16 protein-coding genes are annotated in these 23,362 nt (G+C 64.9%); 6 read left to right on the top strand and 10 right to left on the bottom strand.

Going from position 1 to position 23,362, the window contains the following annotated elements; all coding sequences use genetic code 11:
* Window positions 1–94 precede the first annotated feature (94 nt).
* From J0I99_RS16005 to J0I99_RS15980, 6 genes are all read right to left on the bottom strand, one after another.
* Window positions 95–2,452 carry an FtsX-like permease family protein gene (locus tag J0I99_RS16005; RefSeq protein ID WP_363278177.1) on the bottom strand — a complete coding sequence of 786 codons (2,358 nt, stop codon included), beginning with the start codon at window positions 2,450–2,452 and terminating at the stop codon, window positions 95–97.
* Between the two features lie 11 nt (window positions 2,453–2,463).
* Window positions 2,464–3,171 (bottom strand): ABC transporter ATP-binding protein, encoded by a 708-nt coding sequence (locus J0I99_RS16000; protein WP_291390442.1) that lies wholly within the window; start codon window positions 3,169–3,171, stop codon window positions 2,464–2,466.
* A 104-nt stretch (window positions 3,172–3,275) separates the two neighbouring features.
* Window positions 3,276–4,958, bottom strand: coding sequence for an alpha-glucan family phosphorylase (glgP, locus tag J0I99_RS15995; RefSeq protein WP_291398596.1), 1,683 nt, complete (start codon window positions 4,956–4,958; stop codon window positions 3,276–3,278).
* A gap of 42 nt (window positions 4,959–5,000) precedes the next feature.
* Window positions 5,001–5,528: a hypothetical protein gene (locus J0I99_RS15990; protein WP_291389556.1), complete on the bottom strand. Its 528-nt coding sequence runs from the start codon at window positions 5,526–5,528 to the stop codon at window positions 5,001–5,003.
* Between the two features lie 9 nt (window positions 5,529–5,537).
* On the bottom strand, window positions 5,538–6,821 hold the full coding sequence (locus tag J0I99_RS15985; protein ID WP_291389557.1) for an MFS transporter: 1,284 nt from the start codon (window positions 6,819–6,821) through the stop codon (window positions 5,538–5,540).
* 177 nt (window positions 6,822–6,998) lie between these two features.
* On the bottom strand, window positions 6,999–7,418 hold the full coding sequence (locus J0I99_RS15980; RefSeq protein WP_291389558.1) for a rhodanese-like domain-containing protein: 420 nt from the start codon (window positions 7,416–7,418) through the stop codon (window positions 6,999–7,001).
* A gap of 159 nt (window positions 7,419–7,577) precedes the next feature.
* On the opposite strand from J0I99_RS15980, the gene J0I99_RS15975 reads away from it, so the two are divergent.
* Window positions 7,578–8,759 (top strand): acetate/propionate family kinase, encoded by a 1,182-nt coding sequence (locus J0I99_RS15975; RefSeq protein WP_291398595.1) that lies wholly within the window; start codon window positions 7,578–7,580, stop codon window positions 8,757–8,759.
* A complete protein-coding gene (locus J0I99_RS15970) occupies window positions 8,756–11,116 on the top strand; it encodes a phosphoketolase (RefSeq protein ID WP_291390268.1) in 2,361 nt (786 codons plus the stop codon). The genes J0I99_RS15975 and J0I99_RS15970 overlap by 4 nt, the downstream gene beginning before the upstream one ends.
* Before the next feature lie 34 nt (window positions 11,117–11,150).
* Here J0I99_RS15970 and nifJ read toward each other — a convergent pair whose 3' ends face one another.
* Together nifJ and J0I99_RS15960 are read right to left on the bottom strand one after the other, a co-directional pair.
* Entirely contained in the window at window positions 11,151–14,777 is a 3,627-nt protein-coding gene (nifJ, locus tag J0I99_RS15965; RefSeq protein ID WP_291398594.1) for a pyruvate:ferredoxin (flavodoxin) oxidoreductase, read from the bottom strand.
* An 18-nt stretch (window positions 14,778–14,795) separates the two neighbouring features.
* Entirely contained in the window at window positions 14,796–16,481 is a 1,686-nt protein-coding gene (locus J0I99_RS15960) for an NAD(P)-binding protein (RefSeq protein ID WP_291398593.1), read from the bottom strand.
* A gap of 450 nt (window positions 16,482–16,931) precedes the next feature.
* Here J0I99_RS15960 and J0I99_RS15955 point away from each other — a divergent pair, with 450 nt between their 5' ends.
* Window positions 16,932–18,524, top strand: a complete 1,593-nt coding sequence (locus tag J0I99_RS15955) for an AarF/UbiB family protein (protein WP_291398592.1) — start codon at window positions 16,932–16,934, stop codon at window positions 18,522–18,524.
* Between the two features lie 234 nt (window positions 18,525–18,758).
* Here J0I99_RS15955 and J0I99_RS15950 read toward each other — a convergent pair whose 3' ends face one another.
* Complete coding sequence (locus tag J0I99_RS15950) at window positions 18,759–18,959, bottom strand: heavy-metal-associated domain-containing protein (RefSeq protein WP_291392682.1); 201 nt, start codon at window positions 18,957–18,959, stop codon at window positions 18,759–18,761.
* Between the two features lie 147 nt (window positions 18,960–19,106).
* Complete coding sequence (locus J0I99_RS15945; protein ID WP_291392684.1) at window positions 19,107–19,595, bottom strand: hypothetical protein; 489 nt, start codon at window positions 19,593–19,595, stop codon at window positions 19,107–19,109.
* Window positions 19,596–19,714: 119 nt separating this feature from the next.
* Here J0I99_RS15945 and J0I99_RS15940 point away from each other — a divergent pair, with 119 nt between their 5' ends.
* From J0I99_RS15940 to cueR, 3 genes are read left to right on the top strand one after another with little or no spacing between them, the layout of a single operon-like run.
* A complete protein-coding gene (locus tag J0I99_RS15940) occupies window positions 19,715–20,263 on the top strand; it encodes a TetR/AcrR family transcriptional regulator (protein WP_291392686.1) in 549 nt (182 codons plus the stop codon).
* Window positions 20,264–20,321: 58 nt separating this feature from the next.
* Complete coding sequence (locus tag J0I99_RS15935) at window positions 20,322–22,883, top strand: heavy metal translocating P-type ATPase (RefSeq protein WP_291392688.1); 2,562 nt, start codon at window positions 20,322–20,324, stop codon at window positions 22,881–22,883.
* A complete protein-coding gene (gene cueR / locus J0I99_RS15930; RefSeq protein WP_291392690.1) occupies window positions 22,880–23,347 on the top strand; it encodes a Cu(I)-responsive transcriptional regulator in 468 nt (155 codons plus the stop codon). Before J0I99_RS15935 ends, cueR begins: the two co-directional genes overlap by 4 nt.
* Window positions 23,348–23,362: the final 15 nt, after the last annotated feature.

Below are 23,362 nucleotides of genomic sequence, written 5' to 3'. Positions count from 1 at the left end.
CGGGGACAGGGCGAGGCCACACGAACCAGGCCACGCCGGCCGAGATCAGGAGGAGCGCAAATATCCAGGTTGCTGTTTTCAACCACCGCATCGGTCAGTCCCTCGTCTTGAGCACGGCAACAAGATCCAGTCCGGCGACGCGCCGGGCGACGACCAGGGCAGAGGCCACCGCGGCTGCAATGATGATTGCGCTGGCGATGGCATAGGTCAGGTTCTGCATGATCATCGGCACCCGCATCAGCTCGCCGGCGAGCCGCGTCTTCATGATCCAGGCGAGGCCGAAGCCCACGAGCCACCCCGGCGGCTGTGCGACCAGAGTCAGGATGACGAGCTCGAGCAACAGGATGCGCATCGCTTCCCAGCGCGTGAACCCCAGCACCCTGAGGCTTGCAAGCTCCCGGGCCCGCTCCGACAGGGAAATGCGGGTGCTGTTGTAGACGATGCCGAACGCGATGATCGCGGCGAGGCCGGTATAGATCCCGGCCATGGTGGTGATCGTGATGGCAAGGGATCGGCGGAAGTTGGCAAGCGTCGTGTCCTGCAGGGCCAGGCCGGCGGCAACCGGCATCGCCTTGATGGCGGCGTACAGGTCCTCGGTGCGGCTGGCATCGAGGCTGATATTGGCGCCGTTGGTGCTCGGCGCTTCGCGCATGAGGCGGGCAAGCGCCGAGGCATCCATCACGGCGCGAATGCCGAAATAGTCCTCGACCAGCGCCGCGACAGGCACGGTGACGGTGCGGCGCTGTCCCTCCAGCAGGTCGAGTTCGACCGTGTCACCCACGTTCACACCCAGGATGCCGGCGAGATAGGCCGAGATCGCAAGGCCGGTTTCGGGCAGCACGACCGGCTGCAGGTCGGTGTCGATGATCCGGCTCAGGTCGGCGCCGCGCGTTCGGCCGCTGATGCTGACGCGGCGCTCGACATTGCCGGAACGAATGCGGGCCGGAACCTCGCGGATGGGCTCGGCCGCCAGCACGCCCGGCAGTCTCGCTACCTGCATCACGATGCCGGCCGGCTCCTTCTGGACGAAGCCGATGCTGGCGTCCTGCCGGTCGGCCATGAAGTAGGTGACGTCGACCAGCTGCTCGATGGCGTCGGCGGTGAACAGCGACACGATCAGGATGGCCGTGGCGAGCGCGATGCCGGTCGCCGTGAGGATCGAGCGCAGGGGGCGGCGGCCGAGACCGCGCAGCGTCATCATCATCGGTTGCGACAGGATGCGATCGAGCGACAGCCACCCGGGCAGGATGTGGCCGTAGCGTGGCGGGGCGGCAGGTTGCATGGCGACGGCCGGCGGAAGGGCGACGATTTCGCGGATCGCGCGGAAGGCGCCCGCGATCGCCGCGGCGAGGCTGAGCGCCGCGCCGAGCAGATAGACGTCCGCACTCTCGGCGAATACCAGGAAGGGAAACTGGTAGAACTCGCCGAATATGCCGGTGACGTATACGCCCAGCCAGGTGCCTGCCACGCTGCCGACAGCGATGCCAAATACGGCAACGCCCAGCACGAACTTGATGTAGTGGCCGGCAATTGCCCCGTTGCCGTAGCCGAGAGCCTTGAACAGCCCGATCTGCTCCCGTTCGAGAGCGACGAGGCGGCTGAGGACGAGGTTGATGAGGAACGCGGTGACGAGCAGGAAGATCGGAGGAATGGTGCTGCTCATGCTTCTCAGCATGTCGAGCCCGTGCTCGAGAAAAGCGTGCGAGGTCTGGTCCTTGCGCCCGTAGGCGGCATCGCCGCCGTATGGATCGAGTAGGGCATCGAGCCGATCGATAACCTCGGCCTCCGAGGCGTTGCGCAGCAACTTGATGCTTACGCTGGAGAAGGCCCCTTGAAGGCCGTATGCACTGGCGAGTGCCCGTTCAGGCATCCAGATAATAGCGAACCGGCGGTTGTCGGGCATGCGGTCGCCGGGCCCGATCGCGTAGATGAACTCGGGGGTCAGCGCGGTCCCGACGATCGTCAGCACGCGTTTCCGCCCATTGAGGATTGCCGAGAAGCTGTCGCCGGGAACAAGTCCGTGCGCCTTGGCGAAGGCGTCGCTGACCATGACTTCGTCAGCGCTGCCCGGAGCGGGATAGCGCCCGACACGCAGGTAGGGGATATTGAGCGCCGGGGCGCCGCCTCGCGGAAGGGAGATGAAGAGCCCCGTGGCCGGCTCGAGGAAGTTCTCGATATCGAGAAGCGCCAGCTTGCTGATGCGCGCTTCCGCCGCCGCCACGCCCGGGATCTTGGCGATGCTGTCGACCAGTGTCAGTGGCGCGCGCTGCACCGTCGCGAAGACATCGGCGAACCGGTTTCGCTCGTAGTAGGCGGCACGCGTCTCGTCGAGCGACCGGAACGAGCCGACCGAGAGCACGAGCGAGGCAACGCCCCCCGCGATCACCAACGCTATCGCCAGCACCTGCGGCCAAAGTCGTCCGAAATCGCGAAGCAGCTTGGTGTCGAGCATGCTCACGGCGATCACCATGTGAGCTCGGCCGCCGACGTGCGGGTGTCGTTGGCCGCGATCCGGGAAATGCGGCCGTCGGCGAAGAAGAACACGCGGTCGGCGACGCTTTGGATCGCCGCATTGTGGGTGATGAGCAGCGTGGTCGTCCGAAGCTCGGCGCTTGCGGTCAGCAGCGCCTCGATCACGCGGATACCGGTCTTTGAGTCGAGGGCGCCGGTCGGCTCGTCGCACAGCAGCACCTCGGGCCGCTTGGCAATGGCCCTCGCGATGGCCACGCGCTGTTGCTCGCCGCCGGACAGCTGGGCGGGGAAATGGTCGAGGCGCCCTTCGAGCCCCACGAGCGCCAAGGCATCCGCCGGGGCCAGCGGACGTTTCGACAGATGAGTGACCAGCGCCACGTTCTCATAAGCGGTGAGGCTGGGCACCAGGTTGTAGAACTGGAACACGAACCCCACGCGCTCGCGCCGATAGAAGGTCAAGGCACGATCGCTGAGGGTCGTAAGTTCGGTGTCCCTGTAGAACAGGTGCCCGCTCGTCGCCTGGTCGAGGCCGCCCATGATGTTGAGCAGCGTCGACTTCCCGCTGCCGGATGGGCCAAGCAGCACGACGATCTCCCCGGCGTCGATCTCGAAATTCACGTCGTTGAGAGCACGCACTTCGACGTCCCCCGAGCCGTAGACCTTCGTCAAACCCTGCGCTGTAAAGACCCTGGATCCCACAGTGCGCTCCGCTTGGGTCCGGTACCCTCTGGCCAGACGAATTACCATGGCAGCCTCGAACCACCGACTATTGACGTAGGTCAAGGGGTGACGGGCGGGGCCCCTCAACGCATGTAGGCTTCCGCAGCGTAGCGGCGCATCATGCGCTGGCTGTTGAAGGTCGAGCCGATCTTGCTGATGGACTGCTTCATCATCCACACCCAGCGGGCTCGGTCCTGGTAGAGCGGCAGCACGACGTCCGCGAGCTTGCGGTAGAGCGCCTCGGCATCACCCGCGCCCGGCGGGGTGCCTTCGATAGCCCAGCCGGTTACGCCCTCGACGCAAGCTTCGACCCACCAGCCGTCCAGCACGCTGAGGTTGAGCACGCCGTTGAGGGCCGCCTTCATGCCGCTGGTGCCGGAGGCCTCGAGCGGCGGCAACGGCGTATTCAGCCAGATGTCGGCACCCGACACGAGCGTGCGGGCGAGGCTCATGTCGTATTCGGGCAGGAACGCGATCGGGATCGCGTCCTGCAAGTCGCGGATGTGGCGATGCAGCTCCTCGATGATTTGCTTTCCCGGTTCATCGAGCGGGTGCGCGAGCCCCGCCAGCACGATCTGGAACGGCCGTTCGCGGGCGATCTGCTTCAGTCTCGCAAGGTCGGTGAACAGCAGGTTCGGCCGCTTGTACGACGTCATGCGGCGGGCAAAGCCGATAACTGGAACATCGAGCTGCAACTGGGTGCCCGTTCTCTCCTTGATTACGCCCAGCAGTTCGACCTTGGCGGCCTGGTGGGCGGTCCAGATTTCGCCGTCGGGGATCTGGTCGGCGAGGGCGATGACTTCCGGCTCATGCGCCCAGTGCGGGAATCTCGCCTCGAACAGCCGGGCAAGGTTTGCATGGACCCAGGTGTGAACGTGCACGCCATTGGTGATCGAGCGGATCTGATAGCCGGGGAACATGCCGCTGGCCGTCTCGGCGTGGCGCCGTGCCACCCCGTTGACATAGCCGCTGAGGTTGAGTGCGAGGCGGGTCATGTTCAGCCTGTCCTCGCCCGCCAGGGCCTTGAGCTCTGCCAGGCCGAAGAAGTCGCCCAAGAGGCGGTTGACCAGTCCGTAGTCGAAGCGATCGAACCCCGCTTCAACCGGCGTATGCGTCGTGAATACGCAGCGCTCGCGGACGCTGGCCCTATCGTAGAGGCTCGGTGATCCGACGTCCCCCGGCCGACGCGTGTCGCGCAGCAGTTGCAGGGCCAGTAGCGCAGCATGGCCCTCATTGAGATGATAGGTGCGGATGTTGAAGCCCAGCGCGCGCAACAGGAGCGCCCCGCCAATGCCGAGGACGATTTCCTGCTTCACCCGGTGGGCCTCGTCACCGCCATAGAGGCGGTCGGTGATCTGCCGATCCTCCAGGCTGTTCTGGTCGAGGTCGGTGTCGAGAAGCAGTACGGGCAGGGAGTTGCCGATCGGACAGGTCAAGACGTAGAGCCAGGGCCGGACCCACACGCTGCGCCCCTCGATCGACACCGCGACCATCGCCGGCAAAGGCGATGCCCAGTCCTCCGGGATCCATGGGCTCGGCAGATCGATCTGGTTGCCCTGCGGCCCGACCTCCTGGCGGACGTAGCCGTTCCGGCTGAGCAGGGTCACGAAGACCATGGGCAGGTCGAGATCGGCGGCCGAGCGCGCCGTATCGCCGGCGAGCACGCCCAAGCCGCCGCTATAGGTGTGAACCTCCGGGCGCAGGGCAATCTCCATAGAGAAATACGCAACACGCGTCCGATGGAGAAACGGGTCAAGGGCGTTCACGGCGGCCCCCCTGTGTCACCGCTCGTCGGCCGCACGTGCAGGTCAAGGCAAATGCTCCTCGGCGAAGTCCACCCGGACGGGATCGGGTCTATCGGGAACTTTGATGGTGAGTGCGATGTCGAAACGCTCGAGGGCTCGCAGGTCGATGAATGCGCCGTATGTCACGGTATCTGCGATCAGCATCGGCTCGAGAGCCACGCTGGTCTGCCCTATATGTCCAAGTCCGGACACGGTGGCCGCCACCCTGGCATTCTCGATGCGATTGCCGGTCGCCTCGTCAAAGAGCGCCACCACAAGGTGATAGGCATGCGGTCCGCTGGGCGGACCCCCGTGCATCTGGGCCTCAGTGTGTCCCGCCGGGTGGCCCTTCACGATCTCGGCCGGCATCAACCCCATGTAGACGCTGATGCCGGCGACCGTCTTGAAGTTGCTGGTGTCATCGGCCGCGACCTCTGCCCCCATCAGCAGAAGGGCCAGGACAAGACCGGCCAGAAGCCGTCCTGTCAGGTGCAGGACCGTGTGTTGCACTTGACCTGCAGTGTCCCGGATACGTGACGAAAGCCATGTCATTTTCTCCTCCTATTGCATGCCGGTCATGGTTTCATCCCTGGCCGCGGCTCTAGCCATGGCCACTCCGCCTGACCGGCCCAGACGGATGCTGAGCGCCAACCCGGCAGCAGCGGCGCCGATGGTCAGTGCACCGAGCCACATGACGCCCGTGACCGAGGAGCCGATCAACACCGCTGCGCCCGTCGAGCCCAGTGTCTGTCCGACACTGACCGCGGCGCTTTCAAGTCCCAGGTGCGCACCGGCTCGCTTCCCCGACCCGTAGGACAGCCAATAGGCCAAGACAGGTGCGAGAAACCCGCCCGCCGCCGCCACACCAGCGGTCGCCAGCACAAGACCGCCTTTGTCGGAACTCGCCAAGATAAGAATCAAGCCGAGCCCCAGGAGCAGGAACGCCGGCGATATGAACCTCTGGGTCACGGCCGGCCTCGCCCACGGCGAAAACGCCAATACCTGAACGAGAAGCATGATCACCATGCACCCGGCGAACATGAACCCCAGTACCGAGGGGGGCACGGCCAGGGCGCTGCTCTGGAGCGCAAGTCCCACTTCAAACAGGCCGAGCCCAGCGGCGACGGTGGCGGCCAGCAGTATAAACGAAACCTGAACCGCCCGGTTGACCTCCTTCTCTCGCACCAGGTGCGCGGAGGAGGAGGCCAGCAAACCACCATCCGTGTCAGTGAATACAATGGCGACGGCGGCCCCAAGCGCGAGAACAGCCACGCCGAGAAACGTTGTGATCCGCCAGGCCGAGAGAGAGCCAAGGGCGATCGGCAATGGCGGCAGATCGGCGGCCAAGCCCCCCAACATGGGTCCCGCCAACAGGCCGACACTGGAGGCTGCACTGACCAGCGCGAAGGCCCGCGCGCGCCGGGGTTCGTCGTGTTCGAGATCGGTCACCCACGCAAGAACGGTGGGCAGAATGGCGGCAGCGAACGCCCCATTCAACAGCCGCAAGGCATAGAACGCGAGCAGTGAAGGCGGGAAAGCCGTCGCCCCGAAGGTGATCGAGAACCCGAGCAAGCCGACGATCAGGATGGGTTGCCGTCCAAAGCGGTCCGACAACAGGCCCCAGGGACCGGCCGCGATCAGCGGCGCAATCGCGAACGCCCCGGTGAGCATAGAGGTGTGCCAGGCGATGTCCGACGAGCCTGGCGCAGGGGTCACCTGCCCGATCATCACCGGCAGCAACGGCAACATGATCCCGTATGCCAAGGCAACGACGGCAACAGCAAAGGCGCCAGTGACCAAGGCGCGGCGCGGAAGATTGCCCCCGATTTCGATGGTTCGGTTCACGTCGACCTTGTCCAGTTGGTCTGCAGACTCTAGAGAGTGCCACTTCGGGCAGGGCGCTGTTTGACCTTGGTCAATGCGGCAACGCGATGTCTGAATGGCCGGCGCCAGCAAATCGATCACAGGCCACATCGCGTGTTTGCGGACGGAGTGCGCCCGACGAGGTCGCCGGCCGGCCACCTATCTATAGAGCAGCTGATTGCCTGCTTGCTCCCAGGCGAGCATGCCGCCCGCGAGGTTGGAGACGTTCCGGTAGCCGAGCTTCACCAGAGCGGTCGCGGCGATTTCGCTCATGCGGCCACTTCTGCAGTAGAGCACGATGGGTGCGTCGAGGTCGGACGGCAGACGATCGAGATATTCGGTGATCTTGTCGAACGGAATGAAAGCATCGGTCGATGGCAGTTCGCCCTCGTAGGGAACATGAACGTTCACCAGCCAGAAGGTCTTGCCGGGAATACGCTCGGCCAGTTGCTCGACGGTTAGGGCTTCGAACGGCGGCGCGCGTTGTTCGGAGCCAACGCTGGCCCAGCTAGCCAGGAGGATCCAAAGGACAAGTGCGATAAACCGATATCCGAGGGGCAACGTCAGGTGCAATCGCATCAGGGAGGACCTCCGATCTGTCGGGAACAGCATGGGGTACGCAAGGACTGGCCGCGCCATATTCTTCCAGACATCGAGAACAGTTGATCGAGATCAATCGGTTGTCGCGCTTCGTGCGTTGTATGGCTCTTGCAGCGACACGGCGAAGGATGGCCGCAAATGGCCCGCCAGAGAACAATACTGACGCTCAATGGCGGCTCGTCGAGCCTGAAGTTCGCCATCTTCGATCTTGGCCGCCCCGAGCGGTGTGTCACGCGCGGACAGTTCGATCGCGTAGGGCGAGACGGCACCACGTTCAGCGTCGGCGATAGCAACCGCGAAGTTGGCCGGCTCGACCATCGTGCGGCGACCGACTACGTGCTCGAGTGGCTTGACGGGAACGGAGACCTGGGCTCCGTCGTGGCGGTCGGTCACCGCATCGTCCATGGCGGCTCCCGCTACGTCGCCCCGGCGATCATCGATGCCGCCATGCTGGCGGAACTCGGCCGCATCAGCCCTTTCGCGCCAGAGCACCTGCCGACCGAGATGGAGATCGCCGCCGCCTGCCGGCAGCGGCTCCCCGACATACCGCAGGTGGCCTGCTTCGACACGGCCTTCCACCGGTCCATGCCCACCGTGGCCCGAATGCTCGCCATCCCGAGGCGATATTTCGAGCGAGGGATCGAGCGCTACGGCTTCCACGGTCTTTCGTACACCTACCTTATGGGGGTGCTGGAGCGCGAAACGGGCCGGGATGCTGCGCGCGGCCGGCTGGTTCTGGCTCACCTGGGTCACGGTGCCAGCCTCGCAGCGGTGAGGGACGGCAAGAGCATCGACACGACCATGGGTTTCACGCCGGCCGCGGGCGTACCAATGAGCACGCGCTCCGGCGATCTCGATCCGGGGCTCGTCCAGTATCTCGCCCGCACCGACGTTATGGATGCAGCATCGTTCGACCGCATGGTCAACCACGAGTCGGGCCTGCTCGGCATTTCCGGGACAAGCGGCGACGTCCGCGACCTGCTGGAGCGGGAGTCCAGCGACCCGCGAGCGGCCGAAGCTCTGGCGCTCTTCTGCTACCAAATCAGGAAGGCCATCGGGGGTCTCATCGCCGCTCTGGGTGGCCTCGATATGCTCGTCTTCGCCGGCGGGATCGGCGAGCACTCGTCCGTCGTGCGCAGCCGCATCTGTGATGGGCTCAGCTTTCTCGGCATCGAACTCGATTCCGTGTCGAACAGCGCCGACGCACCGATCATTTCCACACCATCGGCCAACGTGCAGGTCCGCGTCATCGCGACGGACGAGGAAGCGGTGATCGCCCAGATTACAGCCGAACTGCTCAACAAGGAGCTTTCCGAATGACCGAGCCGCTGCCGCCCGACTTGCTGCGCCGGATGGACGCCTACTGGCGTGCTGCCAATTACTTGTCCGTGGGCCAGATCTACCTGCGCGACAATCCGCTGCTGCGGCGCAAGCTAAGGATCAAGGACGTGAAGCCGCGGCTGCTCGGTCACTGGGGAACCACCCCGGGCCTGAACTTCATCTATGTCCATCTGAACCGTCTGATCAGGCAGAACGATCTCAGCATGATCTATGTCACCGGACCGGGACACGGCGGACCGGGACTGGTTGCGAACACCTATCTTGAGGGCACCTATTCCGAATTCTACCCCGAGATCGGTCAGGACGAAGCCGGCCTCAAGCGCCTGTTCACCCAGTTCTCCTATCCCGGCGGTATCCCCAGCCACGTGGCTGCCGAGGTTCCCGGATCGATCAACGAGGGTGGCGAGCTCGGCTACTCGCTCATGCACGCTTACGGTGCGGTCTTCGACAACCCCGACCTGATCGCGACCTGTGTGGTCGGCGATGGCGAGGCGGAGACCGGGGCGCTGGCGGCGAGTTGGCATTCCAACAAATTCCTCAACCCGGCCCGTGACGGCGCCGTACTGCCGATCCTGCACCTCAACGGTTACAAGATCGCGGGCCCCACGGTCCTGTCGCGGATCAGCCATGGCGAGCTCGACGCCTTGTTCCGCGGCTACGGCTACGCCCCGCATTTCGTCGAGGGCTCCGAACCTGCTGAGATGCACCAGGCGATGGCCGCGACACTCGACAGCGTGCTGAACGATATCCGGTCGATCCAGGCCGATGCCCGTACGTTCGGGTTCACGAGGCGACCTGCCTGGCCGATGATCGTGTTGCGCTCCCCCAAGGGTTGGACCGGGCCCCGGGAGGTGGACGGCAAGCCGACGGAGGGATCCTGGCGCTCCCACCAAGTCCCCTTGGCAAAGCTGGCGGAAGTGCCGGGCCACCTGCAAATTCTCGAAGATTGGCTGAAGAGTTATCGGCCGGACGAGCTGTTCGACCGCAATGGCCGTCTCGTGCCCGAGCTTGCCGAGCTGGCGCCCAGCGAATCGCGTCGAATGGGGGCCAATCCTCACGCCAATGGCGGTCTGCTGCTCGAGGACCTGAAGCTCCCCGAATTCGGGGACTATGCGGTGGAGGTGCCGGTGCCCGGTACGGTGGTCGCAGAGTCGACCCGCACGGCCGGCGCGTTCCTGCGTGACGTGATGCGTGGCAATGCCGAGCAGCGCAACTTCCGCGTATTCGGCCCGGACGAGACCGAGTCCAACCGCCTGTCACCGATCTTCGAGGCAACCGACCGTGCCTTTGCGGGGGAGATCATCGACACCGACACCCAACTCTCCCCCGACGGGCGAGTGATGGAGGTGCTGAGCGAGCACCTGTGCCAGGGCTGGCTCGAGGGCTATCTCCTCACCGGACGGCACGGCTTTTTTTCCTGCTACGAGGCGTTCATCCACATCGTCGACTCGATGTTCAACCAGCACGCCAAGTGGCTGAAGATCTCTCGCGAGATCCCGTGGCGGAAGCCCATTGCCTCGCTCACTTACCTGCTCACCTCCCATGTCTGGCGGCAGGACCATAACGGCTTCTCGCACCAGGATCCCGGCTTCATCGACCACGTCGCCAACAAGAAGTCCGACATCATCCGGGTCTATCTGCCGCCCGATGGCAATACGCTGCTTTCGGTTGTGGACCACTGCCTGCGCAGCCGCGACTACATCAACGTCATTGTCGCCGGCAAGCAGCCGCAGTTGCAGTGGCTCAGCCGCGACGAAGCGATCGATCACTGCGCCCAGGGCCTAGGCATCTGGAACTGGGCCTCCAACGCCGACGGCGAGCCCGATGCGGTAATCGCCTGTGCCGGGGACGTGCCCACCATGGAAGCCCTGGCAGCGACGATGTTGTTGCGCGAATGGTTCCCCGCGCTGAAGCTCCGCTTCGTCAACGTGGTCGACCTCATGGCCTTGCAGGCACCTAGCCAGCACCCGCACGGAATCGGCGACCAAGCCTTCGACGCGATGTTCACCACGGACAAGCCGGTGATCTTTGTCTATCACGGCTATCCGACGCTTGTTCATCGGCTGACCTACCGGCGCCGGAACCATGCGAATTTCCACGTGCACGGGTTCCAGGAGGAAGGCACGACGACTACACCCTTCGACATGGCCGTGCTGAACGGCATCGACCGGTTCCATGTCGCCAAGGCGGTCGTCGACCGGGTTCCCGCGCTCGCGGAACGCCGGACCGAATTCGCGAGCTTCGTTGCAGGCAAACTCGCCGAACATGAAGCCTATATTCGCGAGAACGGCGAAGACATGCCCGATATTCGCGATTGGAGATGGGTTCCGCGCTGAGCGAGCGGCGGGCCGAGATAGGCGGTTTCGAGCGTCATTTCTGGGTTTGCCCGGTCTCGGCTGTGTCACTCCGGGCCGCGCTCTCCTCCTGCCAGAAGGGATGGAAGCGCGTTCCGTCTCGCGCCGCGATATCCTCGTAGATGCGATAGCGCTCATCGACGGCCGCCTGGGCCTGACGCAGCAGTATCCGCGCCTCCTCGGGGCGAGTCTGGGTGAGGAGGCGGTAGCGAAGCTCCTGATAGACAAAGTCCTCGAGTGGCAATCGCGGGCGCGTACTGTCGAGACGGAAGGGGTTCATGCCGGCCTGGCGCATTCTCGGATCATACCGGAACAGCGGCCAGTAGCCGCTGGCGACGGCGCGACGCTGCTGCTTCATGCCGTCCCGCAGGTTCAACTGCAGTCCATGGGCGATACACTGGCTGTAGGCCAGGATCAGAGAGGGCCCCTCATACTCTTCGGCGTCGCGCAGCGCCTGAAGGGTCTGCTCGGGACTGCCCGCAAGGGCGATCTGGGCGACGTAGACATAGCCGGACGCGATGGCTTGCAGCGCAAGATCCTTGCGCGGCGTGCGCTTTCCGGCAGCGGCGAACTTTGCCGCCGCTCCGAGGGGTGTCGCCTTCGACGCCTGGCCACCTGTGTTGGAGTAGACCTCAGTGTCCAGCACGAGGATGTTGACATCGCGAGACTGCGCCAGGACATGGTCGAGGCCGCCGGAACCGATGTCGTATGCCCAGCCATCGCCGCCGACGATCCACATGCTGCGGCGCACCAGATACTCGGCGAGCGTCTCGAGGTCCCGCGCCGGGCCACCCTTCATGTTCGCGAGTTGCCGGCGAAGCTCCTCGACCCGCGCCCGCTGCGAGACGATCTCGCTGTCGGTGCGCTGCGGCGCATCGAGAATGTCCTCGGCAAGCCTTGGCCCGATGCGATCGGCGAGGGTACGAACGAGGGCGCGCGCCATCTCCGCCTGCTGGTCGACGGCAAGCCGCATGCCGAAGCCGAACTCGGCATTGTCCTCGAACAGGCTGTTGTTCCAGGCCGGACCGCGGCCATCGGGGCCAGGTCGCCATGGCAGCGCCGGTAAGTTGCCGCCATAGATCGACGTGCAGCCGGTTGCGTTGGCGATCTGCAGGCGGTCGCCGAACAACTGAGACAGGATTTTGAGATAAGGGGTCTCGCCGCAGCCGGCGCAGGCGCCGGAGAACTCGAACAGCGGCCGCACGAACTGTAGCCCGCGCGCCTGGTGCAGATCCACCTCTTGGCGTCTGTGCTCGGGCAGAGAGTCGAAGAAGGCAAGCGTGCGCCGTCCCTGTTCGACTTGCGGCTGCCGAGGCATGAAGTTGAGCGCTTTGACGCTGTGCTCGAGTGGATCGTGGGCCGGGCAATGGTCGACGCACAGCCCGCAGCCCGTGCAGTCCTCGACCGCGATCTCGAGCGTGTAGCGCTTGTCCGGGTAGCCGCGCGCGTTGACGGGGGCGGATTGGAAACCGTCCGGTGCGTTTTCCAGCAGCGTCGCATCATAGGACTTGGCGCGGATGACGCTGTGCGGGCAGATGATGCTGCACTGGCCGCACTGGATGCAGAGGTCCGGGTTCCATACCGGCACCTCGAAGGCGAGGTTGCGCTTCTCGTACTGCGTCGTGCCGCCAAGATAGCTGCCGTCCACGGGAATTGCGCTGACCGGAATCTCGTCGCCACGACCGGAGAACTGCAGCGCCGCGATGCGCTTCATCTGGTCTGGAGCATCGGGCGGCACGAAGACGCGCAGTTCCTCGGTCGAGGTCACGCCTCCGGGAATGGCGAGCTCGTGCAGGTGGTCGAGCGCGGAATCGACAGCGGCGAAGTTCTTCTCGAGGATGTCGCGACCCTTCTCGCCGTAGCTCTCCTCGATTGCCTTGCGGATGCGGCGGACGCCCTCTTCGGGCGGCAGCACGCCGCTGATGGCGAAAAAGCAGGTCTGCAGGATCGTATTCACCCGCGGCCCCAGCCCCAGGCGCTGGGCCACCCCGCTCGCATCGATCGTAAAGACGCGCAGGCGCTCGTGCAGAATGTGCTGCTGTACGGGCCGCCGCAGATGGCTCCAGACATCCGCGGGATCATAGGGGGCGTTGATGAGGACGGTTGCCCCTTCGCGGGCGTGGCGCAGGACGTCCATCTTGTCGAGAAACTCGAACCGGTGCACGCCTATGAAGTCAGCTGATGTCAGCAGGTAGGGCGCCGTGATTGGCGTATCGCCGAAGCGCAGGTGGCTGATCGTTTCGGCGCCGGATTTGTGACTGTCGTAGACGAAATAGCCCTGCGCGAAGCGGTCTGGATCTTCCGCCAGGATCTTGACGCTATTCTTGTTCGCCCCGACCGTGCCGTCGGAGCCGAGGCCGAAGAACAGCGCTCGCGTCGTGCCCGCGGGCTCGATCTCGAAATCCTCCGCGACCGGCAGACTGGTGCCCGACACGTCGTCATTGATGCCGATCGTGAAACCGGTGCGCGGCTCGTCAGCCTTGAGGTGATCGAACACCGCCTTTGCCATGGCGGGCGTGAAGTCCTTGGAACCGAGGCCGTAGCGGCCGCCGACTACGAGCGGCAAATTCGCTCGCACATCCCGAGCAGCGGCATCGGCCAGGGTGTAAGCGACATCGAGGCAGAGCGGCTCGACCGATGCTCCCGCCTCCTTGGTGCGGTCGAGCACCGCAATTCGCCGCACGCTCAAGGGCAGTGCTTGAAGGAAATCCTCCGCCGACCAGGGCCGGTAGAGCAGAACCTGGAGCACCCCGACCCGCTCGCCTTGTGCGACCAGCCGCGCGGAGGTGGCGCGCAGGGTCTCGGTCGCCGAGCCCATGGCCACGATGACGCGTTCTGGCGCCGGGTGGCCGTCATAGCGGAACAGCCGATAGTGCCGCCCCGTCAACTCGGCAAGGCGGTTCATGGCATCCTGAACGATACCTGGGGCTGCTGCGTAAAAAGGGTTCACCGTCTCCCGGGCCTGGAAGAACGTGTCCGGGTTGTGAGACGTTCCGCGGGTGACGGGTCGCTCCGGGCTCAGGGCGCGCCGGCGATGGGCGCGCACCAGATCCTCGTCGATCATGGCGAGGATCTGCTCGTCCGACAGCATGGTTACGGTGTTCACCTCGTGCGAAGTGCGGAAGCCGTCCATGAAGTGGACGAAGGGCACCCTGGACCTGAGCGTTGCCGCCTGCGCCACCAGGGCGAGGTCGTGCGCTTCCTGCACTGACGCCGCGGCGAGCAGGGCGAAGCCGGTGCTGCGCACCGCCATGACGTCGGAGTGATCGCCGAAGATCGAAAGGGCCTGCGTCGCGATGGACCGCGCTGCCACGTGAAAGACGCAAGGCGTGAGCTCGCCCGCGATCTTGAACATGTTCGGCATCATCAGGAGCAGGCCCTGGGAGGCCGTGAACGTGGTCGTAAGCGCGCCGGCCTGAAGCGCGCCATGGACGGCACCGGCCGCGCCGCCTTCCGCCTGCATCTCCTGGACGATCGGTACCGCGCCCCAGAGGTTCGTTTTGCCTTCCGCCGACCACTCGTCGGCGAGCTCGGCCATCGGCGAGGAGGGCGTGATCGGATAGATCGCGCACACATCGTTGACGCGATAGGCGACGTGGGCGACGGCCGCATTGCCATCAAGGGTCATCCGCGTAATTGGCATGGGTCTCCTTCCCGGGGCTTACTCGCGGAGCTGGAAGCGGTGCGGCGCCAGCGGCTCGCCGAAGGTGCCGAGTGGCGTCGCCGGCGGCTCGGCTTCGGGGGACATTTCGATGGCGTGGCAGGGGCATTGTTCGAAGCAGATACCGCACCCGGTGCAGAGGTCGGCCTCCACGCGGTAGCCGTGCCCGTCCCCGAGCGAGGTGATCGCCTGCTCCGGACACGCCGCAAGACAGCTGTCGCACTCGAAGCAATTGCCGCAGGAGAGACACCTGCCCGCCTCGAACCGTGCCTCCAGCTCGCTCAGGCCCTGCACGACCTCGTCGAACGTTACCCGCGCCGTCAGGGGCAATTGCGGCTCGGCCTTTCGTGCCGCCTCGAGAAACACCGGCAGGTCGAGCATGTCGAAGCTGACCGGCGGGTGCTTGGGCGACTGCGCGTAGCGAACGCCTTGCAGCCAGGCGTCGATGTAGCGAGCTGCCTGCTTGCCGTGCCCGACAGCGGTGGTGACGGAGCGCACTCCCGGCACCGTGTCGCCGCCGGCGAAGACGCCGGGGTGCCCAGTCATCATGTCGGGCCCGACCTCGATCGAGCCATTTGTCGTGAACTCGATACCCGGTACCTGGCGGAGGAAGCCGCTGTCGGTATCCTGGCCGAGCGCCAGCACGATCGCATCGGCGTGCAGCGTTTCGAAACGCCCCGTCGGCCGCGGCCGTCCACCCGCATCGAGCTCCATCGCCTCGACGGTGAGCTCCGGACCAATGATCTCCTTGATACTCGTCAGCCACTTGATCTTGACGCCTTCCTCGATGGCCTCATCGGCCTCGAAGGCATGCGCCGGCATGTGCGCGCGGTCGCGTCGGTAGACGATCAGTGCTTCGTCCGCGCCGAGGCGTTTGGCCGTGCGCGCGGCGTCCATGGCCGTGTTGCCGCCACCATAGACCACGACGCGGCGGCCCAGAAGCGGCGCCTCGCCGGTGGTAACGTTATGGAGGAGCGACACCGCGTCGAGCACGCGCACGGCGTCTCGTGCCGGAATTTCGACATGCTTGCCGATGCCGGCGCCGATGGCGATGAACACTGCATCGAACTCGCCGGCCTTCATTTCGGCCAGCAAATCATCGACCCTGTGGTTGGTCACGATCTTGACGCCCATCGCCTCGATTCGCCCGATCTCGCGCAGAAGGTCGGCGCGCGGCAGCCGATAGGCCGGAATACCGAAGTGCATCATGCCCCCGGGCAGGGGACCGGCCTCGTATATCTCGACCGCATGACCCAGGCGGGTGAGATGGTAGGCGGCCGACAGCCCGCTCGGGCCGGCGCCGACCACGAGAACGCGCCTGCCGCTCGGCTCGGCATCGACGGGATAGGGCCACCCCTCTGCGGTCGCAAGATCGCCGAGGAAACGTTCGACCGCGTGAATGCTCACCGCCGCGTCCAGCTCGACGCGGTTACAGCCTGTCTCACACGGGTGGTAACAAACCCGGCCGTGCACGGCCGGCAAGGGATTGTCGCGTACCAGCGTTTCCCAGGCTGCGCGGTATCTCCCGGCTTGCGCGAGGTCGAGCCAGGCCTGGATGTTTTCACCCGCCGGACATGCGGCATTGCACGGCGGCAGATGCTCGATCCAGGCCGGCAGTTGCCGCCGCAAGGCGCCCGTGCCATGGGCCGCAGCGCGGGTGCGAGTGGCGTCGGCTTGCTTGAGCATTAGGTGCTGCTCCATTTTCGGCGGCTCGGCTCAAGTCGCCGTGGTCCTGCTTGAGCACAACCGCCTTGCCATCGGGTGCTTCAGTCCAGCCTCCAATTCACTGGCCCAAGACACTACGAAGGAGGTTTTGAGTAGGCTCCCGCTGCAGGCGCAGCGCTTTGATCCTGATCAAACCTTGAAGCGGGTCGTGGAGAGCACGGCGCTGCCGGTCAGGAGCACGGCACCCGTGCTTGGACCTTGGTCGTTCTGTGAGGAATCACAGGTCCTTTCGCTGCGGAACCCTGATCGACCCGGAGCACCTGCGCGACGTGGTCGCCGAAAGTCGAATGAGCGGGCCGGGCCGCTTGCCTAGGATCAAAAACTCTCAGCCGAGAGCGTCTATACTCTCTTTCATTGTCGCGAACCGGGTGGTCGACGGGAGTGAGCCGCGGCGCCGCTGCGAGGCCGATCATGCTCTTACTAAGGTTGTTCCAGATCGCCCTGGAGATTGTTCGCCTTGGGTGGGCGCTGGCGATCGATCGGCTCCATCTGTCACGGTCCCGCGTGCGGCCCGCGGAGCGGCTCTGCCTCTCATTGGCGCGGCTGGGGACGACCTTCATCAAGTTTGGCCAGGCGCTCAGCCTGCGGCGGGACATGTTGCCCGACGACTACATCGCTGCCCTCCAATCGCTCCAAGAACACGTGGCGCCGTTTCCGGCCGAACAGGCGATCCGCGAGATCGAGCGCGCGTTTGGACGCCCGCTCGCGGAGCTGTTTGCCGAATTCGAGCGTAAGCCACTCGCCGCCGCGTCAATAGCCCAAGTCCATGCTGCCCGCCTTCACGATGGGCGGGAGGTAGTCGTCAAGGTCAGGCGCCTCGGCATCAAGCGGCAAATCGAACGCGATATGCGCGCATTGGCATGGCTGGCGCAGATCGGCGGTGCGATGTCGCGGCGCCTGCGTCACTACCAGCCCGAATTGGTCATCAGGGAGATCTGGACCAATCTACGCAACGAGACGGATTTCGCGCGTGAGGCGCGCAGCATAACGCGGTTCGCCTCCGCCTTCACCGATTGGCCGACCGTGTATGTCCCGCGGGCGATCGAGGGCCTCATCAGCGAAACCGTCCTTGTCCAGGAGCGCAGCCATGGATACCGAATCGACGATCCCGCGATCAAATCGCAGGGCTCGCAGCTGGCGCAGGACTTCATCGATCTGTACCTCCACCAGATCTTGGTACTCGGCGTCTTTCACGGCGATCCCCATCCTGGCAATCTCTTCATCACGCCGGAGGGGCGGATATGCTTTCACGACTTCGGGCTGGTCGGGTTCCTGGATCGGGACACGCGGCGCAACCTCGGTGCGTTCGCGGCTGCGTTCATCCGCCAGGATGCCGACTGGTTACTGGACGCTGCCATCGACCTCGGTATCATCGGGGGTGAAATTGAAAGGATCAAATTCCGACGTTACCTGGCGGAGATCATTTCCGACTATGCGGCGCTGCCGCTCAAGGAGTGGTCGCTTGCAGAGGTTTTTCTGCGTGTCGCGCGACTGGGGCGCAGCCAGAATGTCCTCATACCCTACGATCTGGTTGTGCTGATGCGGGCGATGTTCCTTGCGGAGCATGCAGTGCGAGTATTCGACCCCGGGTTCGCGCTCGTAGCCGGTTTGCAGGCGAAGGGCCCCAAGTTCCTCAAGGCGGCAACCGGGGACCTCGATTGGGAGAACTCGCTTGATCGTCTGAAGATCGACGCAGTCACCGCGATGCAGGATCTGCCAGCAGTCCTGAGAGAGTGGATCCGTCGTCTCAATCGGGAAGGGGAGGGGCTCAGCCTGAGCCTGCGCATCGACGGCCTCAAGGCGCATCTCAATCGCACGAGCAATCGCCAAGTCCTGGCGCTTATCACCTTGGGACTCTACATTGCCGCCTCGCTTCTGATGCGGGACAGCATCGGTCCGCGCATCTATGGCGACATGCCTCTTCTGGCGGCGCTGGGTTACGGCCTCGCGGCCTGGTTCACGTTTCGCCTGTTGCGTTCTATCTGGCGATCAGGCGGGCTCTGAAGTCGTCGCTAGGTTCGATTGCCAACGTTCGCCTGCAGGGCGATGACAGCCATGACAGATGAGCAGGGACGGCCCGACAGCGCGGTCCCCAGGTTCCTATCGGACACTTCTCGCCACTGTTGATCGAGAAGCGATATCCATTCTCCAGCTGCTCTCGTAGCGACGTCGATTGAGCAGTAATCTGTGGCCGTTGGCAGTCAAGTGACCCGGCGATTGGCACCGGGCCATTGGGGCTCAACTCCGAAGCTCGCCGGTGTAGCCGGCTTCTTCGATTGCCTTGGCGAATACTGCGGCTGGCTTCTGGCTCTCGATCTTCACGGCATGCGAGCCGAGGTCGATATTCACCTTGGCCGAGCTATCCGCGCCTTTGACCGCCTTCTCGACGGTCGCCACGCAGTGGCCGCAGGTCATGTCGCTGACTTTGAAGTCGTGCATTCGATTCCATCCTCTGGTTGATGCGATAGCCGGAAGATGGAGTTTCCAACGGTGGGAAGGTCAAGGGGTAGGGAACACTATTCTCGACGATTCCCTGTCGGCGGATCGTCCCCCCGCGGTGTGGCGGCAGACGGTGGGTGAGCGAGATCAGGCGCTTCGCTGTCGGCCTTCCTCAGGCGAGGTCGCTGGTCGGCTGTGGAGTTCAACATAGATGAACGCGACCGTCGCCACCGCTGTCAGCAACGCCAGTATGGCGCTGAGGATACCCGTGCCCTCGTAGAACGCAGTGCTGGCCTCCTGCGACCACAGGTGCAGTGCCGGCGCGACCACCTCTGCGTCACCGCCGGCGAGGAACGTGATGTTGTCCAGTCCCGCCGCCTTGACGACGTGGTCGAGAAATCCGTCCAGAATCCCGAACCAGAACACGACAAGGGCCGTGAAGGCACCGTAGCCTACGAGGAAACCGGCCTTGCGCGTCCTCGAGTAGAGCACCCACAGGACGATTGCCAATCCAACGCCGATGAGGGTTGGGACGATGAGGCCTGGTCCGAGCCGGAAGATGTGGTGGATTCCCGTCGTAACGAGCGTGGCGACAAGGGTGGTGATCGATACGAGCGCGAGCCGTTGCGCTGACATGATGCTGCTCCAAAAAAGTAGTGGACACGTTGCCTGTAGCGAACACTATGTTCGGGAACGGCGCTGGACCATGGCCGGCCGTTCGGTTCGGAACAGACTGCGGAGGAGCGTTCGGAATCATGGATCGCCGTGTTCGCAAGACCCGGGAAGCGCTCTATTCGGCATTCGTCGCCCTGATCGTCGAGCGCGGCTACGATGCGATCTCGGTGCAGGACATCATTGATGCCGCCGATGTCGGCCGCACGACCTTCTACGCGCACTTCAAGTCCAAGGACGAGCTTCTGAAGTTCGGTTTTGGCAGGCTGCGCGATGACCTGAGCACCGTTCTGCGCGGCGTGAGCGGCCGTCCCTGGAGCTTTGTCGACCCGCTGCTGGTGCATGCGAGGTCGCACAGCGGGCTCTATCGCGCACTTCTGAGCGGAAGCGGCGGACGATTGGCGGAGGTGGAGTTCCAGTCGATCGTCGAGGAGATGGTCGCCGACGAATTGGGTCGGGATCACAGCCATCGTCTCCGCGCCGCGATGCTGAGCGGGGCCCTCATCGCGGGGATCCGGAGCTGGATAGAGGCCGGCGCCATAGAGCGCGCGTCCGAGGTCGCCGACACGTTTCGCCGGCTCGTGGACCTGGGCGTCGGGAGGCTGATCGTGAATCGAGCGACGAGCCCTTGACCTTCCCATCGTTGGAAGGATTACTTATTTGAGCAGTTGAACTGAGGACTGCTCGACCATGTCATCCGAATTTGCCCTGCAGGAGCCTGCCGCAGCCGCGGCGCACACCGTCGCCGATTTCCAGATCGAGGGCATGACCTGCGCCTCTTGCGTCGCGCGCGTCGAGAGGGCGATCCGTGCAGTGCCCGGCGTGGCATCCGCCAACGTGAACCTCGCCACCGAGAAGGCAACTGTTGCCTTCGCCAAGGAGCTCGACCCCCGATCGGTGGTCGCGGCGATCGAGAAGGCGGGCTATTCTGCGCGCTCCGATCTGGTCGAGCTGCAGATCGAGGGCATGACCTGCGCTTCGTGCGTGGTGCGAATCGAGAAGGCGCTGGCCGCTGTCCCCGGCGTCAGCTCAGCCGTCGTCAACCTCGCGACCGAACGCGCGGCCGTCAGCTTCCCAGCGGGCAGCGTCACGCGGGCCAGGCTCGAGCAGGCTGTTCGGGCGACGGGCTACGAAGTTGTCGTGCCGGTCGCGACCACGAGAGCAGACGAGGGGGATCGGCGGCGCGCCGCCGAGATTGTACGCCTGCGTAACAGCTTCGCGCTTGCCGCGGTTCTGACGATCCCGCTGTTCGTGCTGGAGATGGGCTCGCACTATGTCCCCGCGATCCACACCTGGGTCATGACCAACATTGGCATGGCCAACAACCTCTACGTCCAGTTCGCTTTGGCGACGGTGGTGTTGTTCGGGCCCGGCCTGCGCTTCTTCACAAAGGGCGTTCCCAACCTCCTGCGCGGGGCGCCGGACATGAACTCCCTCGTCGTGTTGGGAACCAGCGCAGCCTGGGGCTACTCGGTCGTTTCGACGTTCCTGCCTTCCGTGCTGCCGCCCGGCACGGGGTATGTCTACTACGAGGCGGCGGCCGTCATCGTGACCTTGATCCTGCTGGGCCGCTATCTGGAGGCCCGCGCCAAGGGGCGGACGAGCCAGGCCATCAGGCGTTTGATCGGCCTCCAGCCCAAGACCGCGCGTGTCATCCGCGATGGCGTCGCCGCCGAACTTCAACTGGAGCAGGTCGTTGTCGGCGACCGGATCGAAGTCCGTCCCGGCGAACGCGTCCCGGTGGATGGGGTGGTGGTCGATGGAGAGTCCTATGTCGACCAATCCATGATAACCGGCGAGCCTGTCCCGGTGCGCAAGCTCGCCGGCGCCGAGGTTGTCGGTGGCACGATCAATCGCACCGGCGCCTTCACGTTCGCGGCCACCAAGGTGGGTGCCGACACGGTGCTCGCCCAGATCATCCGCATGGTCGAGGCCGCGCAGGGCTCCAAGCTTCCCATCCAGGCCCTCGTCGACAAGGTCACCGCCTGGTTCGTGCCTGCCGTGATGGCCGCGGCTGCGCTGACCTTCGCCGCCTGGTTCGTTTTCGGTCCGTCGCCTGCCGTGACCTTTGCGCTGGTGAACGCGGTCGCGGTGCTCATCATCGCCTGCCCGTGCGCCATGGGTCTGGCGACGCCGACGTCGATCATGGTTGGCACAGGCCGGGCGGCCGAGCTCGGAATCCTCTTCCGCAAGGGCGAAGCGTTGCAGACGCTGCGATCGGCGGAAGTCGTGGCTTTCGACAAGACGGGCACACTGACCAAGGGCAAGCCCGAGCTCACCGACCTTGTCGTCCGTGCCGGCTACGACCGCAACGAGGTTCTGGCCCTGGTGGCGAGCGTCGAAGCCAAGTCCGAGCACCCCGTCGCGCAAGCCATCGTCTCCGCAGCAACGGAGGAGGGCCTGTCGCTTGCCAACGTCACGGCATTCGAGGCCGATCCCGGGTTTGGGGTCGTCGGAACTGTGGCCGGCCGCCGCGTCCTCGTCGGCGCCGACCGGGCGATGGCAAAGGCGGGGATCGACGTGGCCGAGTTCAACGAAACAGCGGGCCGCCTGGCCGACGAAGGCAAGTCACCGCTCTACGCCGCCGTGGACGGGGAACTGGCCGTGATCATCGCCGTCTCGGATCCTATCCGGGACACTTCGCCCGAGGCTATCCGGTCGCTGCACGACCTCGGGCTCAGGGTCGCGATGATCACCGGCGACAATTCCCGCACCGCCCGCGCGGTCGCGAAGCGTCTGGGCATCGACGAGGTCGTCGCCGAAGTGCTGCCCGACGGCAAGGTCGACGCCGTCAAGTCGCTGCGGGGAGCCGACCGGAAGATTGCGTTTGTCGGCGACGGCATCAACGATGCGCCTGCCCTGGCTGAGGCCGATGTCGGCCTCGCGGTCGGCACCGGGACGGACATCGCCATCGAAAGCGCGGACGTCGTACTCATGTCCGGCGACCTGCGTGGCGTGGTCAATGCCATCGCCGTTTCCAAGGCGACGATCGGCAACATCAAGCAGAACCTGTTCTGGGCCTTCGCCTACAACGTCACCTTGATCCCGGTGGCCGCGGGGGTTCTGTACCCCATCAGCGGCACGCTGCTGTCACCCGTGCTGGCGGCCGGGGCGATGGCGCTCTCCAGCGTCTTCGTGCTGGGCAACGCGCTGCGCCTGCGCCGCTTTGCTCCCCCGCTTGCCCATGGCAACTCGGTGCACGCCGAGCGCGCCTCGATCCGCAACCTCGAGATTCTGGAGCCTGCATCATGAACATCGGTCAAGCATCGAAAGCCAGTGGCGTGTCGACCAAGATGATCCGCTACTACGAGTCCATCGGCCTGATCACCCAGCCTCTTCGCACCGAGTCCGGCTACCGCGTCTATTCGGATAAGGAGGTGCACACCCTGCAGTTCATAAGCCGTGCGCGGGACCTGGGCTTTTCCGTCGACCAGATGGCCGACCTGCTTGCGCTGTGGCGGGATCGCTCGCGCGCAAGCGCGGACGTCAAGGCCATCGCCCTGCAACACATCGAAGCACTAGAAGAAAAGGCACGAGCGCTGCAGGCCATGAGCCACACGCTTCGGCATCTCGCCGATCACTGCAACGGTGACGATCGCCCCGACTGCCCCATCATCGAGGAATTCGCGGAAGCAGCCGTCACCCCGGCCCCGAAAGCACGCCTTCCTCGGTTCGGCGTTGTCGGCACCGATCCCATCGCCGCCGGGCAGGCCTAGCGTTTCGCGGCACCC

Source organism: Devosia sp. (assembly GCF_017307495.1).
Taxonomy (GTDB): Bacteria; Pseudomonadota; Alphaproteobacteria; order Rhizobiales; family Devosiaceae; genus Devosia_A.
The sequence above is the reverse complement of the archived record's forward strand: the minus strand, read 5'-3'. Positions and strand labels throughout refer to the sequence as shown.